Raw genomic sequence first — 18,993 nt, forward strand, 5'->3', positions numbered from 1 at the left:
ATCCCGGGGGCTGATGAAGTGGGGTTATTCGCCGGTTGCGAATCCGATGCTTAATATATCATGGAAATAAATGGTATCAATTCCGTCTTCATGCGAAAGTTTAAAGCAGCTCTGCTCCCGGTCGAATTTAATAATCAAACCGGTGATACTGCTGTCCCCGCATTCGTTATACAGTTTGACCGTTACGAACTCCTGACTGGATAATGCTGATTGTACAATTTGGCTTACCATGGCTTCATCGTTATGAAATGTAGACATAATTTCTCCTAATCCTATATGATTTTGATCCGACCAAGTCTTGAAACAACAAGAATCTTCGTGCGGGATGAGTATATATTAAGAAGTATACTATGACATACTAAACAAATTCTAAACCATTCATGTGAGAAAAGACCTCGAGCATGCAGGGCTGTCAAAAATCTTCCTTCAACAGCCCCATTCGCTGAGGTCTTTTAAACGCTGAGGTTCCATTTCAACCGGGTACCGTTTCCGTACATTGGAGCAAACCGAATGCGCAACTTTGACAGAGGATCGCTCTTATGTGATATCTCCGGTGTTTTTAATGATGCTTTCAATCGTAAACTCGGTTTCCAGTGTAGGATAATATGTGTCCCGCCAGTCCTGCAGCTTGTGGAACGGCATTTTGCTTCTGAAATATTGTCCGGTTCCCAAAGCGTCGGATTTGAGCGTTTTCAGCTGCTTGAACAACTCTTCATATCGTTTGGTCATATCTTTGGAGAAAGCGGCTTCGATTTGCCGTTCGTTGAAATTTCCGTTGTTTTCAATAAGATGCAAGGCCAGCTGCATATGGATTTGGAGCACGGGATGCTGATCGCGCCAATCGGCATGAATGCGGTTTTTGCAGTTGACAATGGCCACGCTCGCCTGATTGGTAACCTGTACCACCGAGTCTTGGAACAACTCCTCGTATAAATTGATTAATAGCGACTGCTCCCGCTTGATTTCGCCTTTCATTTTGCCTTTGGCCATCACCGCCGAGCCCATAAATTCAAGCATGGTCGACTTTCCGGAGCGCAGGATCGGGATAGTGACGTCTTCCGTATCGGATTGGATGGCGCCGAAGGTTTTCCAAAGATAAGCCAGATTAATTTCCGGGCTCCAGCCTGCATTTTTATTGAAAAAATTGATCAGCGAACTTCCGTCGGTTTGAATGACCCGTCCCGTATGGTTCAGAAACTCGCCTATTTCTTCCGAGGTGATAGCCAGAAGCGCTTTTGTAGGCATCTGCTGGCTTCTCATGATAAAGGTGACCGCTTCTTGAATTCCGTCTTCGGCCACTTTGCGGTCGAAGACAACCAGTTGCAGATGCATAAAATCGATGCCGGCTTCAATATCGGTGTCAATTTCGGTGAGTGCTTTACTGATGGTGTCGGCTTCCTTGTAATACACTCTCGAGACAAGCCCGCCCTGCATCGGAAACGGGATTTGAATATGGACTCTGTACTTGTTGGTTTTGCCGTAAGAAACGCCCATCACGATAGGAAGCACGCGGTGGTTTACGTCCTTGATGTCCCAGCAGCCGGCTAATACGGCAGAGCAGGCAATCAGCAGAGCGGCTGTACGAAGCTTATGAATCATTTTGAACAACCTGCTTTCTTGCCTGTTTTTGAATAAATTGACCGCGTATATAGACGGCAACCGGAATGCTTACAAAGATAATCATGCGAAACCAAGTATCGACGGTATAAATGTCCACATACCAGTCCCAATTCGGAATCATCAAGGCTGCTGTATAAATAATCAAGCTAAGGCAAGGTCTGATATACGATTCCTTCCAGCGCGGCACCATCTTATGAATCAGCACAGCGGAAGCCCATTGACTAAAGGAAGAGATGATCAGAATAAAGGCAAGCAAGGCGACGGCATAAAACAACGATACCCGGTTAAATATGGACCAGGTGATATTAACCGAGTCGATGCTTGTCACCAAAGGAAAATTCATCAGCACAGCGGCATTGACCCCATACACAAGAATAGGTATGTAAACGATATATACATACAATGCGCTTAAAGGCAGCATCGTCATCAGAATAGGCTTGATCCGAATCTTGCAAACGGGGGGCAGCATACCCAGAAGAAGAAAAGGACAGATGGAAAATAACGAAACGAGCAGCTTGCCATGCTGCAGAAAGTCCATGGTTGGATTCACAACCGGGAAGATGTTGAGCAGTTTAGAATTGTTGATACATGCGAACAGTGCAAATAAAAGAGCGGGAATATGCAGCAGCGAAAATAACGTGCTGGCTCTCATGATGCCTTGAGAGCCAATGGATGATCCAAGCAGCGTAATCAGGCACAACAAAGCCAATATGGCATATAACGGCGAACGCGCAACAAACACAATAATCATCAATTCGGCAAAACCGCGAAGCACCATGATGGCTATAAGAAGGATATAAAGGATAAGCGGCAGGAGCAGAGGGGTGCTGATCCATCTGCCAAGCGGAAGAAAAAGATCTGCGAAATCCTGATGACCTCCCTTTTTTAATCCATGAAGCAAAATGACCAAGAGAACCAGTTCTATCAGCATATTGATAACAGCCGGTTCCCAATGACCGTATTGGGTTGTATGCAGCAGCGCCCGGGGATAAAGCAGGAATATAATGCTGAAGTGGGTCCCTAGAAAAAATAAAGGGATAGTCAAGCTTGAAATCCATCGAGGGTTCAACTGGCAGCCTCTTTCCTGATTAAATTCATTGCCCTAGCTTCCTTGAGGCTAGAAAACTCATAAACGGGATACCGAAGCGTTGGATGCTGCAAGCATATAAACATATGGCTAAAAAAGCGGCGAACAAGCCATAAATACCGAAAATACCGGATAGTACCACGATGACGCATCTCATCACGCGAATGACCAGTGTGTTTAAATAGTTTGGAAAGGCGAAGTTGGCGGTTACGGAAGCGGACAACACGATAATCACAAGGCTGCTTACCAGCTTGGCTTCGACAATGGCCGTTCCCAGCACAATTCCCCCGATAACCGTATTGGCTCCGGCGATGCTTTTGGGCAGCCGCTGGGTCGCTTCAATGCTGATTTCGCTAATAATGAGCAGCAGCAGCATTTCCAAAAATGTAGGCAGCGGGATGCCGATCCGGCTTGTCGCAATGGAAAGGGCCAGCTCGATGCGCAGCGTCTCCGGATTCACCGAAACAAGGGCTACATAAAGTCCGGGTGTCAGCAGGGCAACCAACAAGCTCACTAGACGTAAAAAACGCAATGCGAGCATAATGAGCAAAGGGAATTGTTTATCCCACTCCAAAGCAATAAAATCGCTGAATATCAAGGGAAGCACATAAGCTACGGGTTCTCCGTCCATCATTAGCAGCACTCTTCCGTTCGTCATCGAAGAGACGGCTTGGCTGGGAACTTCCGTTTTATAATAAGGCGCCAGCAGTTCCAGCCGATTGTAGCCGAAAATTTGCATAAGTTCTTGTCCGTTATGTATAGCTTTACCCGAGGTTTTCTGCAAAGCGCTTTTCACTTGTTGTAGTAGCTCTTGGTCCACATGTTCCGTAAGGTAGATGAGGGAAGCCTCTTTATTGCCTACTCCTGTAAATTGAAAGCCCTCAGCTGTAAGCGACGGCGAATTGATCATTTTACGAAGGATTCCGATATTGGTGGCTAAAGGCTCCATAAAAGCGATCGCAGGAGCATACGGCATGGATTCGTTCTCCGGCCTGCTGACAGCTCTGGTCAACGTGTTGAGTTTTCCTTGAAAACTGAATGCATGCCTGCCGCCGGCATCGATAAAGACGGCTTGTCCTTGCAGCAGCTCATCCATCGCTTCGGGGCTCCATTCCTTGCCTGTCAAACGGCTGCATATGTCGCTGTAGGAGGCTTCAGGAGCAATGCCGGAGTTCCAAATATAAAGGATCGTTTCTTCCCAATCTACAATCGATTCATAAGCTACCATCCACATGTTTTCAGATCCGACTTGCAGCAGCTTCATTTTCAGATCGCGCTGGGATTCGGATTTTTGGCGTACGATCTCTACATATTGAGACATGGCATACCTCCTACAGGTAGTATTTTCTAACACATGAATAATATTCAGGGAAGACAATCCGCCGCGGCTGCCTTTCGATCCGAAATTGCGGCAATGCACGGTCTGCATGTGTGGACCCAATCATGGCGCTTGCGCAAAAAGCAGGGGCCGTCATTGCGGACCCTGCTTACGTACGTTCTGAGGCGGTTATTCCGGTCATTTCGCTGATTTCGGCAACCGCCTATGGGGAATTGTCTGGAATCCGGCGTGGGAAATGAATGATCAGATCAGGCGCCAGGTTATTTGAAATTGGCGGCTATCGTCTCTAGGTATTCTTCAATCGGCATGGAGCTGCGGAGAGCCAGCAGCTGCTTGGTAGTATCGCCAACCGGCGTTCTGAACTGTGTGCTGGCTCCAGTTGCAAGGTTGTAGATTGCGTCCACAATATCCTGCGGATCGTCCAAACGGCCGGCTACCGCTTGCTCCATGACACTTTTTAATTTGGCGGTCAAATCGTCGTAAGCGGTAATTTCTTCGTTTGTGTTCCAGATGATATTGTTCAAGAAATTGTTGCCGTTCGAGCCGGCCTGCTCAACTAGCCGCAGTTCAATATTCAGCGGCTTTAATTCGTAATACAGGGCTTCGGTCAAACCTTCCAACGCAAACTTGGACATGGTGTAAAGCGACCCAAGCGGCACGCTTGTCGTCAGTCCTACCTGCGAGCTGATATTAATGAACATGCCGCCTTGGTTGGCGCGGAAGTGCGGGAGGAAAGCACGGATCACATTGATGGGGCCACGTACATTAACGGCAAATTGCCAATCGATGGTTGCTTCCGCGGCTAATTCCAAAGCCCCGTAACTTCCCAATCCCGCGTTATTGACGACAACGTCGACGGTACCGAACGTTTCGATCGCCTGCTTCACCGCTTCGCCCACCTGCGGCACGTCGGTAACGTCCAGCTTAAAAATCCGTATGTTGTCATAGCCGTTAAGCTCTGTTTCGTTCTCCGGAGTGCGCATCGTGGCGGCCACGTTCCAGCCAAGTTTGGCGAAATGAATGGCGGTCAATTTTCCTAAACCTGAACTTGCTCCTGTAATAAAAACCGTTTTGCTCATGATTAATCTCCCTCTCGTTATTAAAATAGTCATTTTTTATAAAGAAATAGATCGAACGTTCATTCTAACCAATTTAAAAAAAGTTCCGGCGAATCGATTATGATTCCCCGGCATCCCAAGGCGTGCGGCTTACCGAATTCCAGCTCGATTGCAGCAATTGGCGAATGAAAGCATCAGTCAGCTCGAATTGTCCCTGAAGATGGCCTTTCATCAAAAAAACGATCGAACCGTAATGCATTTGAACCGCAAGCTGAGGGTCAAGAGCGATAAAAAGCCCTTCATCCATCGCATCTTGGTACAGCTTGTTCATGGGAGCGCACCATCCGCCGGTGTATGCTTCTTTTTTGATCTCCTCGTTAATATAAGGCGAGAAGGAATATTGCTCGATGAATTGGAATCCTTGAGGGTACATACGGCTTAATTCAATTACTTTGCCCCAGCCCAACTCGAATTTTTGACGGATGTCTTTGCCTTGATTTAAGCCTTGAATGACAAAATCTCCGTTGAAAGTTACAATTGCTCTGTACAGCTCGTTGACAATGTCTTCTTTACTGCGAAAATAATGATAAATATTCCCGGTGGAAACGCCGGATTCCTTGGCGATCAATGCCATGGACGTTGCCTGAAGTTCTTTCTGGATGATGATGCGAAGCGTAGTTTCCAATACGGCCTGTTGGGCTTTGTTATAACGGCCGAACATCAAATGCCTCCTTTCTTTTTTTATATCCTTAGATCGAATGTTCATTCTAATCGTATCATCTAAAATTCAAAATGTCAAAGCACTTTGCTGAAAAACGATATACTTCACCAAAATAACATTACAGCGGTAAGCTCAAGAGCAGCTTGCATGGATTGTTTGTGTGTTTGAAGGGGATGACGAATATAAAGCGAATCTGGAAAATAACGAAGAAACTTATGTATTGACTCTCCTCTCAGGGGAGCCTTTACACTCAATAACAGAAAGGAGCGAAACCACATGTTATATACGGTAAAAGAGGTATCGTCCATGTCGGGCGCAACCGTCAAAACGCTGCACCATTATCACAAAGTCGGTCTCCTTATGCCAAACGAGATCAGCGAATCCGGTTATCGGATGTACGGGAACAAAGAGCTGGAGCGTCTGCAGCAAATTCTCGTATACAAGGAACTGGATTTCACTTTGGAGCAAATCAAGCAGCTGGTGGACGAGGAGCAGGACAGAATCACCGTACTTCTGAAGCAAGATGAGCTGCTGCAGCTTCGCAAGATCAGGCTGGAGAACATCATTGAAACTTTGAGAAACACCATTTCTTGCTCGAAGAAAGGAGAAACTATGAACGAAAAAGAGATGTTTAGAGGTTTGGCAAGCGAAGATGCGTGGAAAGAGGCGTTAAAGGAGCAAAATGAACATTTAAAACAAACCTATGATTTTGATATGGTAAATTCGGCGCAAATCAATGTCCAAGAGATGAACGCGATGGCGGCGGAGGCCGTATCGTTTATGGGAGGCATGGCTGATGCATTGCGGGAAGGGGTTAAGCACAATGATGAACCTATTGCAGGTTTGCTGCGCAGCCATCTTGAGTTTTTGAATGAGCACGGCAATACCATAACCGCCGCCGACTTTGCTGTGCAAACCCAATTTTTCCTCGGCGACGATTTCCATCTTCGCATGCTTGAAGACCAACAGACCGGTCTCGCTTATTATTTATGCGCGGCGGCGGAATCATTTGCGGCCAGAGGTTAAGACAAACGGTGATCGCCGGCGGTATCCCGCTTAAGGATACTGGCCGGCGATTTTTGTTGCGGGCGGTGTGCATGTTGCTTCAGCGGCCAGAAATAGCCGAGGAATGCACATACTTGTTAAAAACCACGCAAGCTACCTCCGGTTATAGTTTGTAACCGAGCAGGACACCCTACTAAAATCCGGCTGCGCTGATCGTCCGTTTCTCCGGTTTTCCAGCCGCTGATCTTTTACATAATTCTTGAAGCGGTCGGCAATAAAAAAATAGATCCTTGAAGGAGAGATACAGCAATGGAAAACCAGCGTAAAATTGCACTTGTCACGGGCGGAAGCCGCGGACTGGGGAGAAATTCCGCTCTTGCTTTGGCCGATAAAGGAATTGATGTCATTATCACATACCATTCGCAAAAAGAAGAAGCCGCTTCGGTAGTCGAACAAATCGCAAATAAGGGCGGCAAAGCGGCCGCATTGCAGCTGGATGCAGGCCTGGTATCTTCCTTTGATGTATTTGTATCCGGGCTGCAAGATTTGCTGAAGGAAAAATGGGGCCGGGAGCATATCGATTTTCTCATCAACAACGCCGGATTTGGCATTAACACGCCTTTTCTCGAAACGACGGAAGAGCAGTTTGACAGCTTGATGAACGTGCATTTTAAAGGAGTTTTCTTCTTAACGCAGAAGCTGGTTCCGCTGATTGCCGAGCAAGGCGGCATCGTTAATATTTCAACCGGCTTAACCCGCTTCTCTATGGAAGGGTCCAGCGCATACGCGTCGATGAAAGGCGCAATCGAAGTGTTGACCAAATATATGGCTAAAGAGCTGGGGCGCCGGGGAATCCGGGTTAATGCAGTAGCGCCTGGAGCGATATTGACCGATTTCGGCGGCGGCCGTTTGAAACAAAATCAGGCGATAAGAGAATACATCGGTTCGCAAACGGCGTTAGGAAGAGTGGGAGAAGCCGATGACATCGGAGGTGTGGTCGCTTCGCTGTGCAGCGGCGATATGGGATGGGTCAATTCACAGCGGATCGAAGCTTCCGGCGGTATGTTTTTGTAAGATAAGGATATTGCTCATAGTTTAATAGATCAGCTCGCGAAAACGCGCGACGGTATGCAGTGTTATCAGGTTACCGTTATGCGCGTCTTTTGCATGCTCGTCTCCGGAGCGGCTTAAGATCAGCAAATCGTCGCCGTTGATCGCCATGCTGGCGTAATGGCGTGCTTGCCCCGCGGAGCGGGTCATACATACAAGACCGGCAAAACACCAATCGATACAGTTGCGCGAGAAATGCAGCTGCAGCCGATGGCGCTCGTTGTTCGGCAGATCGAACCGGTCTGGCGGCAGCTTGTCGATACGCGTCATGCTGTCCGTAGCTTGGGAGCTCAGCAGCCAATACAACTTCGTTGGCTCATCGTATAAGATATGGAATTTCATTTGCCCGCCGGGACAAGGGACAAAAACGACCGTTTTGCCGGATGGGACCGTTTCAAGCATCGTGGTCATCGAACCGTCTTCCTGCTCCACCACTTTGGCGATGGCAGCGTAACCCGTACCTCCTGTGTGCGCACGCATCCACAAGTGGAACGTCCTGCCCGTCGGGTCATGCCAGCAATGGTCCGGATCTGTAAACTGTACGACGTTGGTTTCCAGCCAGCCGATCGGCGCACAGTTTGCTTGGCTTGTCTTGGGTCCGGTATGCTCCGTATAAAAAGGCACTCCGAAATAATCGAGCTCAGCCGAGCTGAACGCATCGCGGGCAACAAGCGTTGTGGCGAATGTCCAATTCGCCGGGTCGGTCAGATCGTTTTGCACAGCGCCTCTCATCAACACCGGCGCCATCAGGCTGACGGGCCAGTTGGCCACATCGTGGTAATAAATGCGTTCCATGGCCAGGTAAACATGGCCGCCGGCCATATGCACATTACACGGGGCTTGGTGCCAGTCGCCTCCGGTTGTCAGCCGGACGGGCTCCGACCACGTATCTCCGCCATCGTCCGAGCGGACGATCATCAAGTCGCGGCAGTGACCGAGCACGTATAAAGCGCCCTCTACGAAGAACGGCCTGGCATGCATAAACGGGAAGCGGAGCCGCTGCCGCCACGTCCGGCCCCGGTCGTCGGAGACAAGCACACGGCCCTGAACTTGTTTGCCCCGGTTGGATACGCCAAAAGGGCCTCCCATCTGCGCCATGCCGGGACCGCCTAGATCAAGCGTCGCCACCAGCCGGCCGTTTGGCAGCACGGCAATGCCGGGACTGAAGCAATAGATGTGCGTTGGATCGGGAGATGCAAATACAGTGATATATTCATCGGCTAACGATTCTATCCTTTTCATAAGCGCGCCTCTTTTCTGATGGGACCAGCAACCAAAAATTAAAGTAATTGTATACCTCTTTTTACAAAATTTCTATGGTTTTCGCACAAAAATAAACGTTGATTTCATCCAGTTACTGGTATATACTTTGGATAAGTTTAATGATTAAGTAAATATTCTGCACTTACAGCTTGAATGATTAGGGAAAGATCGCTACTATATCTTAATCATTAAATTAAATTAAGCAGTGAGAAAAACAGTTGGGTCTCCGGCAGTACCGTCCATTTGTAAGCGCTTTAAAAAATGTGACGGATGAGAAGAGGTGGTTAGTTAGCGGATCAATAACGGATCGGATTTAAACATGAATTACCCGATTAGCTTATCTGCAATTAGATGCTTGTGCCGTGCGGCCATCACGAATAACTGCAAATTGTGTGAATTTTGTTTCCGTGCGGTATCGCGGAATACCTGCAATTCCAACAAATTTACAGGATAGGGAGGCTGTTTTTAGCATGAGAACCCAATTCAGCGTATCGTTTAGAACGATGATGATCGCTTCATTATGCGGATTGCTTTTTGGCTGCAGCTCAGGAACGGGCAATGGGAACACCGCTGCGGGCAGCGGCAGCGCGCCGTCCGCAACGCCGGCCAGTCCTGCCGCTGCTGCGGATAATGCGGCCAAACCGGCCGCCGACAGCAAACCTTTGACCATCACATTTTGGCACGACAAGACGGGTGTGGCAGGCGATGCGGTCAATCAGGTGGTCAAAGATTTTGAGAAGAAATATCCGAACATTAAAGTCAACAGCGTGTACGTTGCGCAAACCAAAGATGAGCGCTTATCGCAGAAGCTGCTGATTTCCATCGCCAGCAAAACGCCGCCGGACGCCGCTTATTTCGACCGCTTTCTTGTCGGCTCTTATGCCGGGGAAGATGCGCTGACCGACCTGACGGAAAGAGCGAAGAAAGACAATATTACGGCGGGCGATTATTATCCGTTTGCCTGGGATGAAGCGCATTACAAAGATAAGCTGTACGCGCTGCCGCTGGATACGGACGCAAGAATGATCTTCTACAACAAAGATTTGTTCAAAAGCGTAGGCCTTGATCCCGAGAATCCGCCCAAGACGATCGCCGAGCTGGATGCGGCAGCAGAAAAGCTGACCGTCATGAAAGGCAACAAAATCGAGCGGATGGGTTTTATCCCATGGTACAGCCAAGGCGTGTTGTACAGCTGGGGCTGGTCTTTTGGCGGCCAATTTTACGACGAGAAAACCGGCAAGGTTACGGCTAACGATCCGAAGATCGTTGAGGCGTTGACCTGGATGAACAAATATGCCGACAAATACGGCATCGAGAACGTCAACGGCTTTGTCGATTCTACGGGAGCGGATGCGCTTGACCCGTTTATTACGGGGCAGATCGCCATGGTCGCCGGGACGAACTCGAACATTTCGAAATACACGAAATTCAAGCCGGATCTGAAATACGGCGTTTTCCCGTTTCCGAATCCTGCGGGGGATAAATTCACGACCTGGTCCGGCGGACATGCGATGATCATTCCGAAATGGGCCAAAAACGAAGACGCCGCTTGGGAATTCATCAAATATTTTACCGGGCCGGAGGGCCAACTGACGTTTAACAAAGGAATCGCCGGTCTTGCCGTGACGCCGAAGCTGAACGATACGCTGGGCTACAAAACGGATCCGGTTCTGAGCAAGTTTATGGATTTGCTGCCTGTCGCGCATTTCCGTCCGGTGCTGCCGATCGGGGCGGTAATGTGGGATCAACTGCTTAAAGCGCCCGATCAGGTGGCCAGAAAAGCGGGAACGCCGCAGGCTATATTGGATAAAATCACAAACGATTTGAATGCGGAATTGGCGAAAAAGCAGGCGGCGAAGTAAGGAGGCAGGGCCATATGTCGAAGGCGATAACGGGCGGAGCACATCCACAGGCGAAGACGGTCAGCAGAGCTGGCGCGCTCGCGGGAAGGAAACTCAACCTGTACGGGTTGCTGTTTGCGTCTCCCTGGATACTGGGACTATTGATTTTTTATGCGCTGCCTCTTGTATTGTCGATTTATTACAGCTTTACTTCCTACAGCATTCTGAAGCCGGGGGAATGGGTCGGGCTGGACAACTACCGCAATCTGATGAACGATAAAAGCTTTTGGATCGGGATTTACAACACGATTTATTTCACCGTGATTTTTGTGCCGCTCAGCATCGTGATCGGTGTCGGCGTCGCCGTGCTGCTGAATATGAAAATCAAAGGCATGTCGGTATACCGCACGATATTTTTCCTGCCGACGCTTGTGCCGCATGTCGCCATTGCGATCATTTGGCTGTGGATTCTGAATCCCCGTCTCGGACTTATTAATTTGGCGCTCGAATGGGTCGGAATCCAAGGTCCGGCTTGGCTGAGCAGCGTTGCCTGGTCGAAGCCGGCGCTGATTTTCATGTCGCTGTGGGGGATCGGTAACGCCATCGTGATTTATTTGGCGGGTTTGCAGGATGTGCCGCAGGACTTGTACGACGCCGCTGCCGTAGACGGGGCAAACGCGTCGCAGCGCATTCGCCGGATTACGATTCCGATGCTGACGCCGGTTATCTTTTTTAACTTGGTCATGGGGATGATTCATGCCTTTCAGCAGTTCACGCTGCCTTATGCGCTGACGGGAGGGCAGGGGACGCCCGGCACATCGATGTTGTTTTATGTGATGTATTTGTACAACAACGCCTTTATTTATTTAAAGATGGGTTACGCTTCGGCGATGGCCTGGATTTTGTTTATCGTCATTATGATTCTGACGTGCATTATTTTTGTTACATCCAAACGGTGGGTCCATTATCAGGGGAAATAGGAGGTGTGGAGATATGGTCAAACCCGCGAGATGGAAACGCCTTTTTGCGCATGTTGTGCTGGTCATGATGAGTGTGTTTTTTATGGCGCCGTTTGTGTGGATGTTGTCCACCTCCTTAAAGCCGATTACCCAAGTGTTCGCATATCCGCCGGAATGGATTCCGCGTCCGTTTGAGTGGTCGAATTACGTCAAAGCGGTGAATTACATCCCCTTCTGGACGTATTGGAACAACACGTTGTTGATTGCCGCGGCCAGCACGGCCGGTGTCGTGTTATCGTGTCCGATTGTTGCGTACAGCATGGCGAGACTGCAATGGGCCGGGAGAAACGTGCTGTTTATGGTGACGGTGGCGGTGATGATGATCCCGGGCCAAGTGACGATGGTGCCGCTGTTTCTGATCTTCCGCGAGCTGAATTGGGTCGGTACGCCGCTGCCGCTCATTGTGCCGCATTTTTTCGGAGTGCCCTTCTATATTTTTCTGATGAGGCAGTTCTTTATGCAGATTCCTAAAGATCTGGAGGACGCGGCGCGGATCGACGGCGCTTCGGAATGGCGCATTTACTGGAACATCATGTTGCCCCTGGCGATGCCAGCGGCGCTGACGACGGGGTTGTTTCAATTTATGGCGAGCTGGACCGACTTCCTCGGGCCGCTGCTTTACTTGAAGGATCAGAAGCAATACACGTTGTCCTTGGGCTTGCAGCAGTTCCAATCGGAGCTCGGAACCGAATGGACGATGCTGATGGCGGTCAGCGTGATGATGACGCTGCCGATTATTATTTTGTTTTTCCTGCTGCAAAAACGCTTTATCCAAGGGATCTCGTTTAGCGGAGTCAAGGGCTGATTGCGGGCTGGCCGGGGCGATCGCACAAGGGCATATCCACAATGGGAGATGGTAACGGATGGACAGTATGAATCCGATGATGCTGACGAAAAAAAAGCTGGAACGGCGTATCGAGGAACTGGAGAAATACCGCTACAAGCAGCATGTGCCCATTCCCCAATACGAGTTTTGGGTGGATGAGCAAGCGGAGGTTGGCGTGATGCCGCCGCCGGAGGCGATCTGGAACACCATTCGGATCGGGGATCGCTGGAGAGGCCGGGACGTTACGGCCTGGATGCGGGCCGAAGCGGTCATTCCCGCCGAATGGGCGGGGCTGCGGACGCTTGGTTTATTCGATTTTGGCAAAACCAACGGCGGGCACACCTCCGGCTTCGAGTCGCTGCTGTATGTCAACGGCAAGCCGTTTCAGGGCGTCGGCGGATACCATCAGGAAGTGTTTTTTCCCGCTGAGCTGAGCGGGCAGAAGGTGCAGCTGCTGTTCAAAATATGGTCGGGCTTAAACGGCAATACCGGCATCCGCAGCGATCTGGAGCATGAAGTGAAAACTTCCGCTTTGGCCGTGCTTGACGTTGACTGCGACGATTTGTACTACACGGCGCTGGCCGCGCTTCACACCTTGGCTGTCGTGGAGCCAAGCGGCTACGAATACGACAGGCTGCTGCAGGCGTTGGACCGGGCGTTCCTGCTGCTCGACTGGCGCGAGCCGGGCGGCGCCGCCTTTTATGCCAGCGTTAGCGCAGCCTGCCGCAAGCTGCACGAGCAGCTGCGCGATATTCCGAAGACGGGTGAGGTGACGGTGCGCTGCATCGGCCATACGCATATCGACGTCGCTTGGCTGTGGAGGCTGAAGCATACCCGCGAGAAATCGGCCCGCTCGTTTTCCACGGTGCTGCGCTACATGGAACAGTTTCCCGAATACGTGTTTTTGCAAACCCAGCCGCACTTGTACGACGATCTGCAGCGCGATTATCCGGACATCTACGCGCAAATCGCGGAACGCGTCAAGGAAGGCCGCTGGGAGGCGGGCGGCGCGATGTGGCTGGAATCGGACTGCAATATTCCATCCGGCGAGTCGCTGGTCAGGCAGTTGGTGTACGGGCAGCGTTTTTTCGAAAAGCATTTCGGCGCGCGCTGCGAATATTTATGGCTTCCCGACGTGTTTGGATACAGCTGGGCGCTGCCGCAAATTTTGAAAAAAGCCGGGCTGCGTTATTTCATGACGACGAAAATCAGCTGGAACGTGTATAACCGCTTTCCGCACGATACGTTTTATTGGTCGGGCATCGACGGCACCGAAATTCTCACCCATTTTATCACGACGCCGGACCCGTTCCGCAGCCCGGAAAGCATCATGAAGTTTTATACGTACAACGGCCATGTGCTGCCGCAGACGGTGAAGGGCATATGGCGCGATTACCGCGACAAAGAAATCAACAACGAGCTGCTGTTGTCCTTTGGTTACGGCGACGGGGGCGGCGGGCCGACCCGCACGATGCTGGAGATGAGAAGGCGGCTTGAGCATATGCCGGGACTGCCCACCGTAACGACAGGCCGCGCCGATGAATATTTCAACAAGCTGGAGGAGCGGGTTGCTTCCACGGACCGGTATGTGCACCGCTGGGACGGCGAGCTGTATTTGGAGCTGCACCGGGGAACGTACACATCACAGGCGTACAACAAAAAGATGAACCGCCATATGGAAAACTTGCTGCGCAATGCGGAGATGGCTTCGACGTTTTACGGCACGGTAGCCGGATTCTCCGGTTACCGGCAATCGGCGCTGTACGACAGCTGGATTATCGTGCTGCGCAATCAGTTCCACGACATTTTGCCGGGATCGTCCATTGCCGAGGTATACGAGGACTGCCATATGGAGTACGCGGAAGCGGAGCGGTTGGCGCAGGCGCCGTTGCGGGAAAGCTTGCACGGACTGGCTCAGTCCATTGATACGGGGGGTGAAGCGGGCTATTTGCTGTTTAACGCTTTGCCTTGGGACCGCGAAGAGGTGATCGAGCTTGAGTCGGTTGCGGCTGCAGGGGCAGGTACTGTCGAAGATAGGGTAGCAGCTAAATCCGATAATGTAGCTGCAGAGGCAGCCGTAATTGCGGGCTTGGATGAGGCGGCAGGCACAACTGCGGCTGTAGGGGCAAACGAGGTCGAAGCCGCAAATGCAGACGCAGGTGCAGCGTCAGACGCGCCCGCTGGTGTGGCTGGAAAGACGGATAGACAGCTTGTGCAAGTCAAGGTTCCGGCGCTTGGATATGCGTTTGTTTCAAAAGATGAAATAGAGGCTCATCAAGCGGAATCGAATGGCCGAGTTTCTGCCGCTCAACCCGTCGGGCCAATGGCTATCACCGAATCCTGCGCAACTACGCCCTATTACGTGCTGGAATGGAACGAAACCGGGCAGCTGACGCGTCTCTACGATAAGGTCAACGACCGCGAGGTACTTGCGCCGGGCGAAACGGCCAACCGTTTCGATGTGCACGAAGATAAGCCGGCGGCACACGACGCTTGGGATATCGATATTTTTTATTATGAAAAAACCCGGTGTATCGATGATCTAAAATCGGTGGAGGTGGTGGAGGCGGGTCCGCTCCGCGGGATGGTCCGTTTCATCTGGTCTTACGGCAGGTCGGAGATCCGTCAGCTGATGACGCTCTACGCGGCCGATCCGCGGATCGACTTTGTAACCGAGGTGTCGTGGCACGAGCCGCAGCAGCTGCTGAAGGTGGCATTCCCGGTTAACGTCCGTTCCACCACGGCGACTTACGAAATTCAATACGGCAATGTCGAGCGGCCGACGCATTGGAACACCAGCTGGGACTTTGCCCGTTTTGAGACGTGTGCGCAGCGCTGGATTGATTTGTCGGAGCGCGATTACGGGGTCAGTCTGCTCAACGACTGCAAATACGGGCATGACGTCATCGGCCGGACGATGCGGATCACGCTGATCAAAGCGGCGATCAGTCCGGACGCGACGGCGGATATCGGCGAACATGAGTTTATATATTCGCTGCTGCCGCATGCCGGCGACTGGTTTGAGGCCGGCACGCAAAGACAAGCGCAGCGGCTGAATACGCCGCTGGTCGTTTGCCCGGTTGCAGCATCAGTGCATGGAGAGGCGGTAGCGGCCGGGGGTTCGGCACCCGGGCACGGCGGTGCGCCTGCGCCGCGGACGGCGGCGGCCTCTGCCGGGAAAGCTCCGCTGCCGCGGAAGCTCAGCTTTTTTGGCTGCAAAAGCAATCATGTGGCGGTTGACGCAATCAAGAAAGCGGAGGATGCCGACGCTTGGATTGTACGCTGCTACGAGTACGGCGGCAAACGCGGAAGCGCGCTTTTCAGCAGCTATGCGGAAATGGAGCTGGTCGAGGAAGTCAACCTGATGGAACGGGAAGAAGAACCGGTGGATGCCGACGTTCATCATTTTCAGGCGTATTTCAAGCCATATGAATTAAAAACTTTCAGAATCAGGATGAAAATGACATGACGATTAGGAAGATACCAATCAATTTGCGTTCCGTGTACAACAAGAACATTGCCGCTTTAACCGTAGACGATTGCTCGCAGACGGTCGTTGCCAACCGGCATCATTTATTGACCGGCGAGCAGGAGTTGTGGGGCATTCCTTTTCTGCTTGGACCGGACGGCGGTGCAGCCGAAAAATCGGATGCCGCCGCTAGCCCGGGATCCGAACCGACTTCACCTGCGGTGCCTTCTGTTGCTGCTGACCCGGCCAATGTGATCCTGTTGAAGGATGCCGACGTGCATATCCCGCTGCCGGGAGGTGTACATGACCGACAGCTTGTGTTTGTGCATGCCGCCGATTTCAAGGAAAGCCCGGCGCAGCCGGATGGAATGACAAGCCCGATGCTTGGCACGCCGAGACTAGGGGAAGTTGTCTGCACCTACGTGTTGAACTATGATGACGGCACCCGCGTTGAGGTGCCGATCCGGCGGCGTTACGAGATCAGCGAGTTCAACACGGCATGGGGGGAGAACAGCTTCGAAGCGGTGAAGCACCTGAAGCCGTTTGCGATTCCCGACAAATCGCTGGAGCGGGAAGGCATGGCGTCGTATCCGTGGGGCAAAACGCAAATCGCTACGACGTTTCAGGGGGAAGGAAGCCCGATGCACCACTGGCTGTACGCATTGGAAAATCCTTATCCGCAAAAGCTGCTGATTGCCTTGACGTTGCATCCTGTAGATGGCGCGGCATTTATTTTTGGCATCACCGGAGCTAACGCCTCTTCCCATCCGCTGCGCTGGGGCGAAAGAAAAAAGCTGAAGCTGAAAAGCGCCGCTGCGTTAAACCATTACGGAAAAGAAGCGGACATCTATATCGATATGGGAGCGGTCATTTCCGTAACGCCCATGCTCCGATACGATAACGAGCGGTGGTGCGGGGCAAGCCGCGATCCGCAGCCTGTGCCTTCGGCTGACGAGTGGATTGTGGAATACACCGCCCATCCCGACGCCTGCCTGCATGTGCGGGGAGCGCGTCCGGTCAGCTTGCCTATCCGTGAGTGGGAGCGGCGCGGCGAAGCGGAATTTGGTGAAAGCCAAACGTTGCCTGTCCGCTTGCGGGTGCTGGAGAAAAGCACAAACAAGCCGGTTGCGGCCAAAGTGCATATTCATGGCCGATGGGGCGAATATGTGGCTCCGGTGAACGGTCACCGGCAGCCTAACCCGCGCTGGTTCGAGGATTACGGTGCCGAGCATGTAAACGGCTTCCATTATTCCGTATATATCAACGGTGAAGCGGATTACAAGCTTCCCCGGGGCGAAGTATTTCTTGAAGTGACTAAAGGGCTGGAGATCACCCCAATCCGCAAGCGCATCGTGATCGACGAACATACTTCGGAGATTATCGTCGAATTGGAACGGGTGCTGCCTTGGCGGCAGAAGGGCTGGGTGACCGCGGATACGCATGTGCATTTTTTGTCCCCGCAGACGGCTTTGCTCGAAGGTGAAGCGGAAGGGGTTAACGTGGTCAATTTGCTGACCAGCCAGTGGGGCGAGATGTTCAGCAATATCGGCGATTTCGATGGGAAAACGACGATCGGCAGCGTGCAAAACGGCGGCACGGGCGAATATTTGGTCCGCGTCGGCACGGAGAACCGCCAGCACATTCTCGGCCATATTTCTTTGCTTGGTTATGAGGGCAGCATGATCCTTCCTTTATGTACGGGCGGTCCCGATGAATCGGCGCTGGGGGATCCGCTGGAGGCGACGATTACCCAGTGGGCGCGCATGTGCCGCGAGAAATTTGGCTTAGCTGTGCTGCCCCATCTGCCCAATCCGCGTGCGGAGGGGGCTGCGTCGATCGTGCTTGGGGAAATTGACGCGGTGGAGATATGCTCCTTCGAGGTCAGCGGAATCAGCCCGTATTCGTTGTCCGATTGGTACCGCTATCTGAACTGCGGTTACCAGGTGCCCGCGGTGGCGGGGACCGACAAGATGTCGCAGTCGACTGCCGTAGGGACAATCCGCACGTATTCCTTGATCCGGGGCGAACCTTTCACTTATGAAAGCTGGATGCGGTCGGTGCGTAAGGGATTGACGTTTGTCACTTACGGGCCGCTGATGGATTTTACGGTTAACGGCTGTGAAGCGGGGGCAACGATTGAAATGGCGGCTTCCGGCGGGACGGTCGATGTTGTCTGGCATGCCGCATCGGTGACCGTGCCGATTACCAGAATTGAGCTGGTGGTGAACGGCGAGCAACGTGAATGCAAGACAGCGGATGGCGAGCAGCCCAGTTGCGCCGGGGCGTGGACGGTAAATGTCAGCGAAAGCTGCTGGATTGCGCTGCGGATTAGAGGGGCTTACCCCGGCCAAGCGGAAATCATTACCGCCCATTCGAGCGCTGTATTTGTGAAAGTCGACGGCAAACCTGCCTTCCGGGCCGCTGACGCCGTCACCATTCTTGAGCAAATCGAAGGTTCGACCGCATATATTAAAACGCTGGCGACAAGGGCCGATGAACGCATCTTCAAGCAATTGCTCGATACGCTGCACAGCGCCCATTCGGCGCTGCATCGGCGGATGCATGAGCGCCATATTTACCACCGTCACGCCACACACGAGCATCACCGGCATTAGCGTAGGCGTCAGCGGCGCTT

General features: G+C 51.8%; 15 protein-coding genes. 8 read left to right on the top strand and 7 right to left on the bottom strand.

The genetic code is table 11. The features are described from left to right. Positions 1-24 precede the first annotated feature (24 nt). The 4 genes from EYB31_RS02845 to EYB31_RS02860 all read right to left on the bottom strand — a co-directional run bounded on the left by EYB31_RS02845 (position 25) and on the right by EYB31_RS02860 (position 4,028). The gene (locus tag EYB31_RS02845; protein WP_131011762.1) at positions 25-258 is read right to left on the bottom strand and encodes a YolD-like family protein; all 234 of its coding nucleotides are present in this window, start codon (positions 256-258) and stop codon (positions 25-27) included. Between the two features lie 279 nt (positions 259-537). Beyond that, positions 538-1,599, bottom strand: coding sequence for a Ger(x)C family spore germination protein (locus tag EYB31_RS02850; RefSeq protein ID WP_131011763.1), 1,062 nt, complete (start codon positions 1,597-1,599; stop codon positions 538-540). Continuing rightward, the gene (locus tag EYB31_RS02855; protein ID WP_165452171.1) at positions 1,589-2,665 is read right to left on the bottom strand and encodes a GerAB/ArcD/ProY family transporter; all 1,077 of its coding nucleotides are present in this window, start codon (positions 2,663-2,665) and stop codon (positions 1,589-1,591) included. Before EYB31_RS02855 ends, EYB31_RS02850 begins: the two co-directional genes overlap by 11 nt. A gap of 49 nt (positions 2,666-2,714) precedes the next feature. Next, on the bottom strand, positions 2,715-4,028 hold the full coding sequence (locus EYB31_RS02860; protein ID WP_165452173.1) for a spore germination protein: 1,314 nt from the start codon (positions 4,026-4,028) through the stop codon (positions 2,715-2,717). Between the two features lie 122 nt (positions 4,029-4,150). Here EYB31_RS02860 and EYB31_RS41210 point away from each other — a divergent pair, with 122 nt between their 5' ends. Beyond that, entirely contained in the window at positions 4,151-4,285 is a 135-nt protein-coding gene (locus tag EYB31_RS41210; protein WP_276322035.1) for a hypothetical protein, read from the top strand. 21 nt (positions 4,286-4,306) lie between these two features. Here the strand turns inward: EYB31_RS41210 and EYB31_RS02865 are convergent, their stop codons facing one another. Together EYB31_RS02865 and EYB31_RS02870 are read right to left on the bottom strand one after the other, a co-directional pair. After that, a complete protein-coding gene (locus tag EYB31_RS02865; RefSeq protein ID WP_131011766.1) occupies positions 4,307-5,125 on the bottom strand; it encodes an SDR family oxidoreductase in 819 nt (272 codons plus the stop codon). A gap of 97 nt (positions 5,126-5,222) precedes the next feature. Further along, a complete protein-coding gene (locus EYB31_RS02870; protein ID WP_131011767.1) occupies positions 5,223-5,825 on the bottom strand; it encodes a TetR/AcrR family transcriptional regulator in 603 nt (200 codons plus the stop codon). A 276-nt stretch (positions 5,826-6,101) separates the two neighbouring features. Between EYB31_RS02870 and EYB31_RS02875 the strand changes: the two genes are divergently transcribed. Both EYB31_RS02875 and EYB31_RS02880 read left to right on the top strand, forming a co-directional pair. Beyond that, on the top strand, positions 6,102-6,851 hold the full coding sequence (locus tag EYB31_RS02875; RefSeq protein ID WP_131011768.1) for a MerR family transcriptional regulator: 750 nt from the start codon (positions 6,102-6,104) through the stop codon (positions 6,849-6,851). Between the two features lie 288 nt (positions 6,852-7,139). Then, positions 7,140-7,904 carry an SDR family NAD(P)-dependent oxidoreductase gene (locus EYB31_RS02880; protein WP_131011769.1) on the top strand — a complete coding sequence of 255 codons (765 nt, stop codon included), beginning with the start codon at positions 7,140-7,142 and terminating at the stop codon, positions 7,902-7,904. A gap of 21 nt (positions 7,905-7,925) precedes the next feature. Here the strand turns inward: EYB31_RS02880 and EYB31_RS02885 are convergent, their stop codons facing one another. Beyond that, positions 7,926-9,182: a sialidase family protein gene (locus EYB31_RS02885; protein WP_131011770.1), complete on the bottom strand. Its 1,257-nt coding sequence runs from the start codon at positions 9,180-9,182 to the stop codon at positions 7,926-7,928. A 491-nt stretch (positions 9,183-9,673) separates the two neighbouring features. On the opposite strand from EYB31_RS02885, the gene EYB31_RS02890 reads away from it, so the two are divergent. Genes EYB31_RS02890 through EYB31_RS02910 form a run of 5 tightly spaced genes read left to right on the top strand, consistent with a single transcriptional unit; the run spans position 9,674 to position 18,973 of the window. Then, positions 9,674-11,065 (top strand): ABC transporter substrate-binding protein, encoded by a 1,392-nt coding sequence (locus EYB31_RS02890; RefSeq protein ID WP_131011771.1) that lies wholly within the window; start codon positions 9,674-9,676, stop codon positions 11,063-11,065. 14 nt (positions 11,066-11,079) lie between these two features. Then, positions 11,080-12,024: a carbohydrate ABC transporter permease gene (locus EYB31_RS02895; RefSeq protein WP_131011772.1), complete on the top strand. Its 945-nt coding sequence runs from the start codon at positions 11,080-11,082 to the stop codon at positions 12,022-12,024. Between the two features lie 13 nt (positions 12,025-12,037). After that, positions 12,038-12,868 carry a carbohydrate ABC transporter permease gene (locus EYB31_RS02900; protein ID WP_131011773.1) on the top strand — a complete coding sequence of 277 codons (831 nt, stop codon included), beginning with the start codon at positions 12,038-12,040 and terminating at the stop codon, positions 12,866-12,868. A 58-nt stretch (positions 12,869-12,926) separates the two neighbouring features. Continuing rightward, on the top strand, positions 12,927-16,358 hold the full coding sequence (locus tag EYB31_RS40045; RefSeq protein WP_165452174.1) for an alpha-mannosidase: 3,432 nt from the start codon (positions 12,927-12,929) through the stop codon (positions 16,356-16,358). Continuing rightward, positions 16,355-18,973 carry a CehA/McbA family metallohydrolase gene (locus EYB31_RS02910; RefSeq protein WP_131011774.1) on the top strand — a complete coding sequence of 873 codons (2,619 nt, stop codon included), beginning with the start codon at positions 16,355-16,357 and terminating at the stop codon, positions 18,971-18,973. Before EYB31_RS40045 ends, EYB31_RS02910 begins: the two co-directional genes overlap by 4 nt. Positions 18,974-18,993: the final 20 nt, after the last annotated feature.

The sequence above is a fragment of the Paenibacillus thalictri genome, assembly GCF_004307995.1.
Lineage (GTDB): Bacteria > Bacillota > Bacilli > Paenibacillales > NBRC-103111 > Paenibacillus_AF > Paenibacillus_AF thalictri.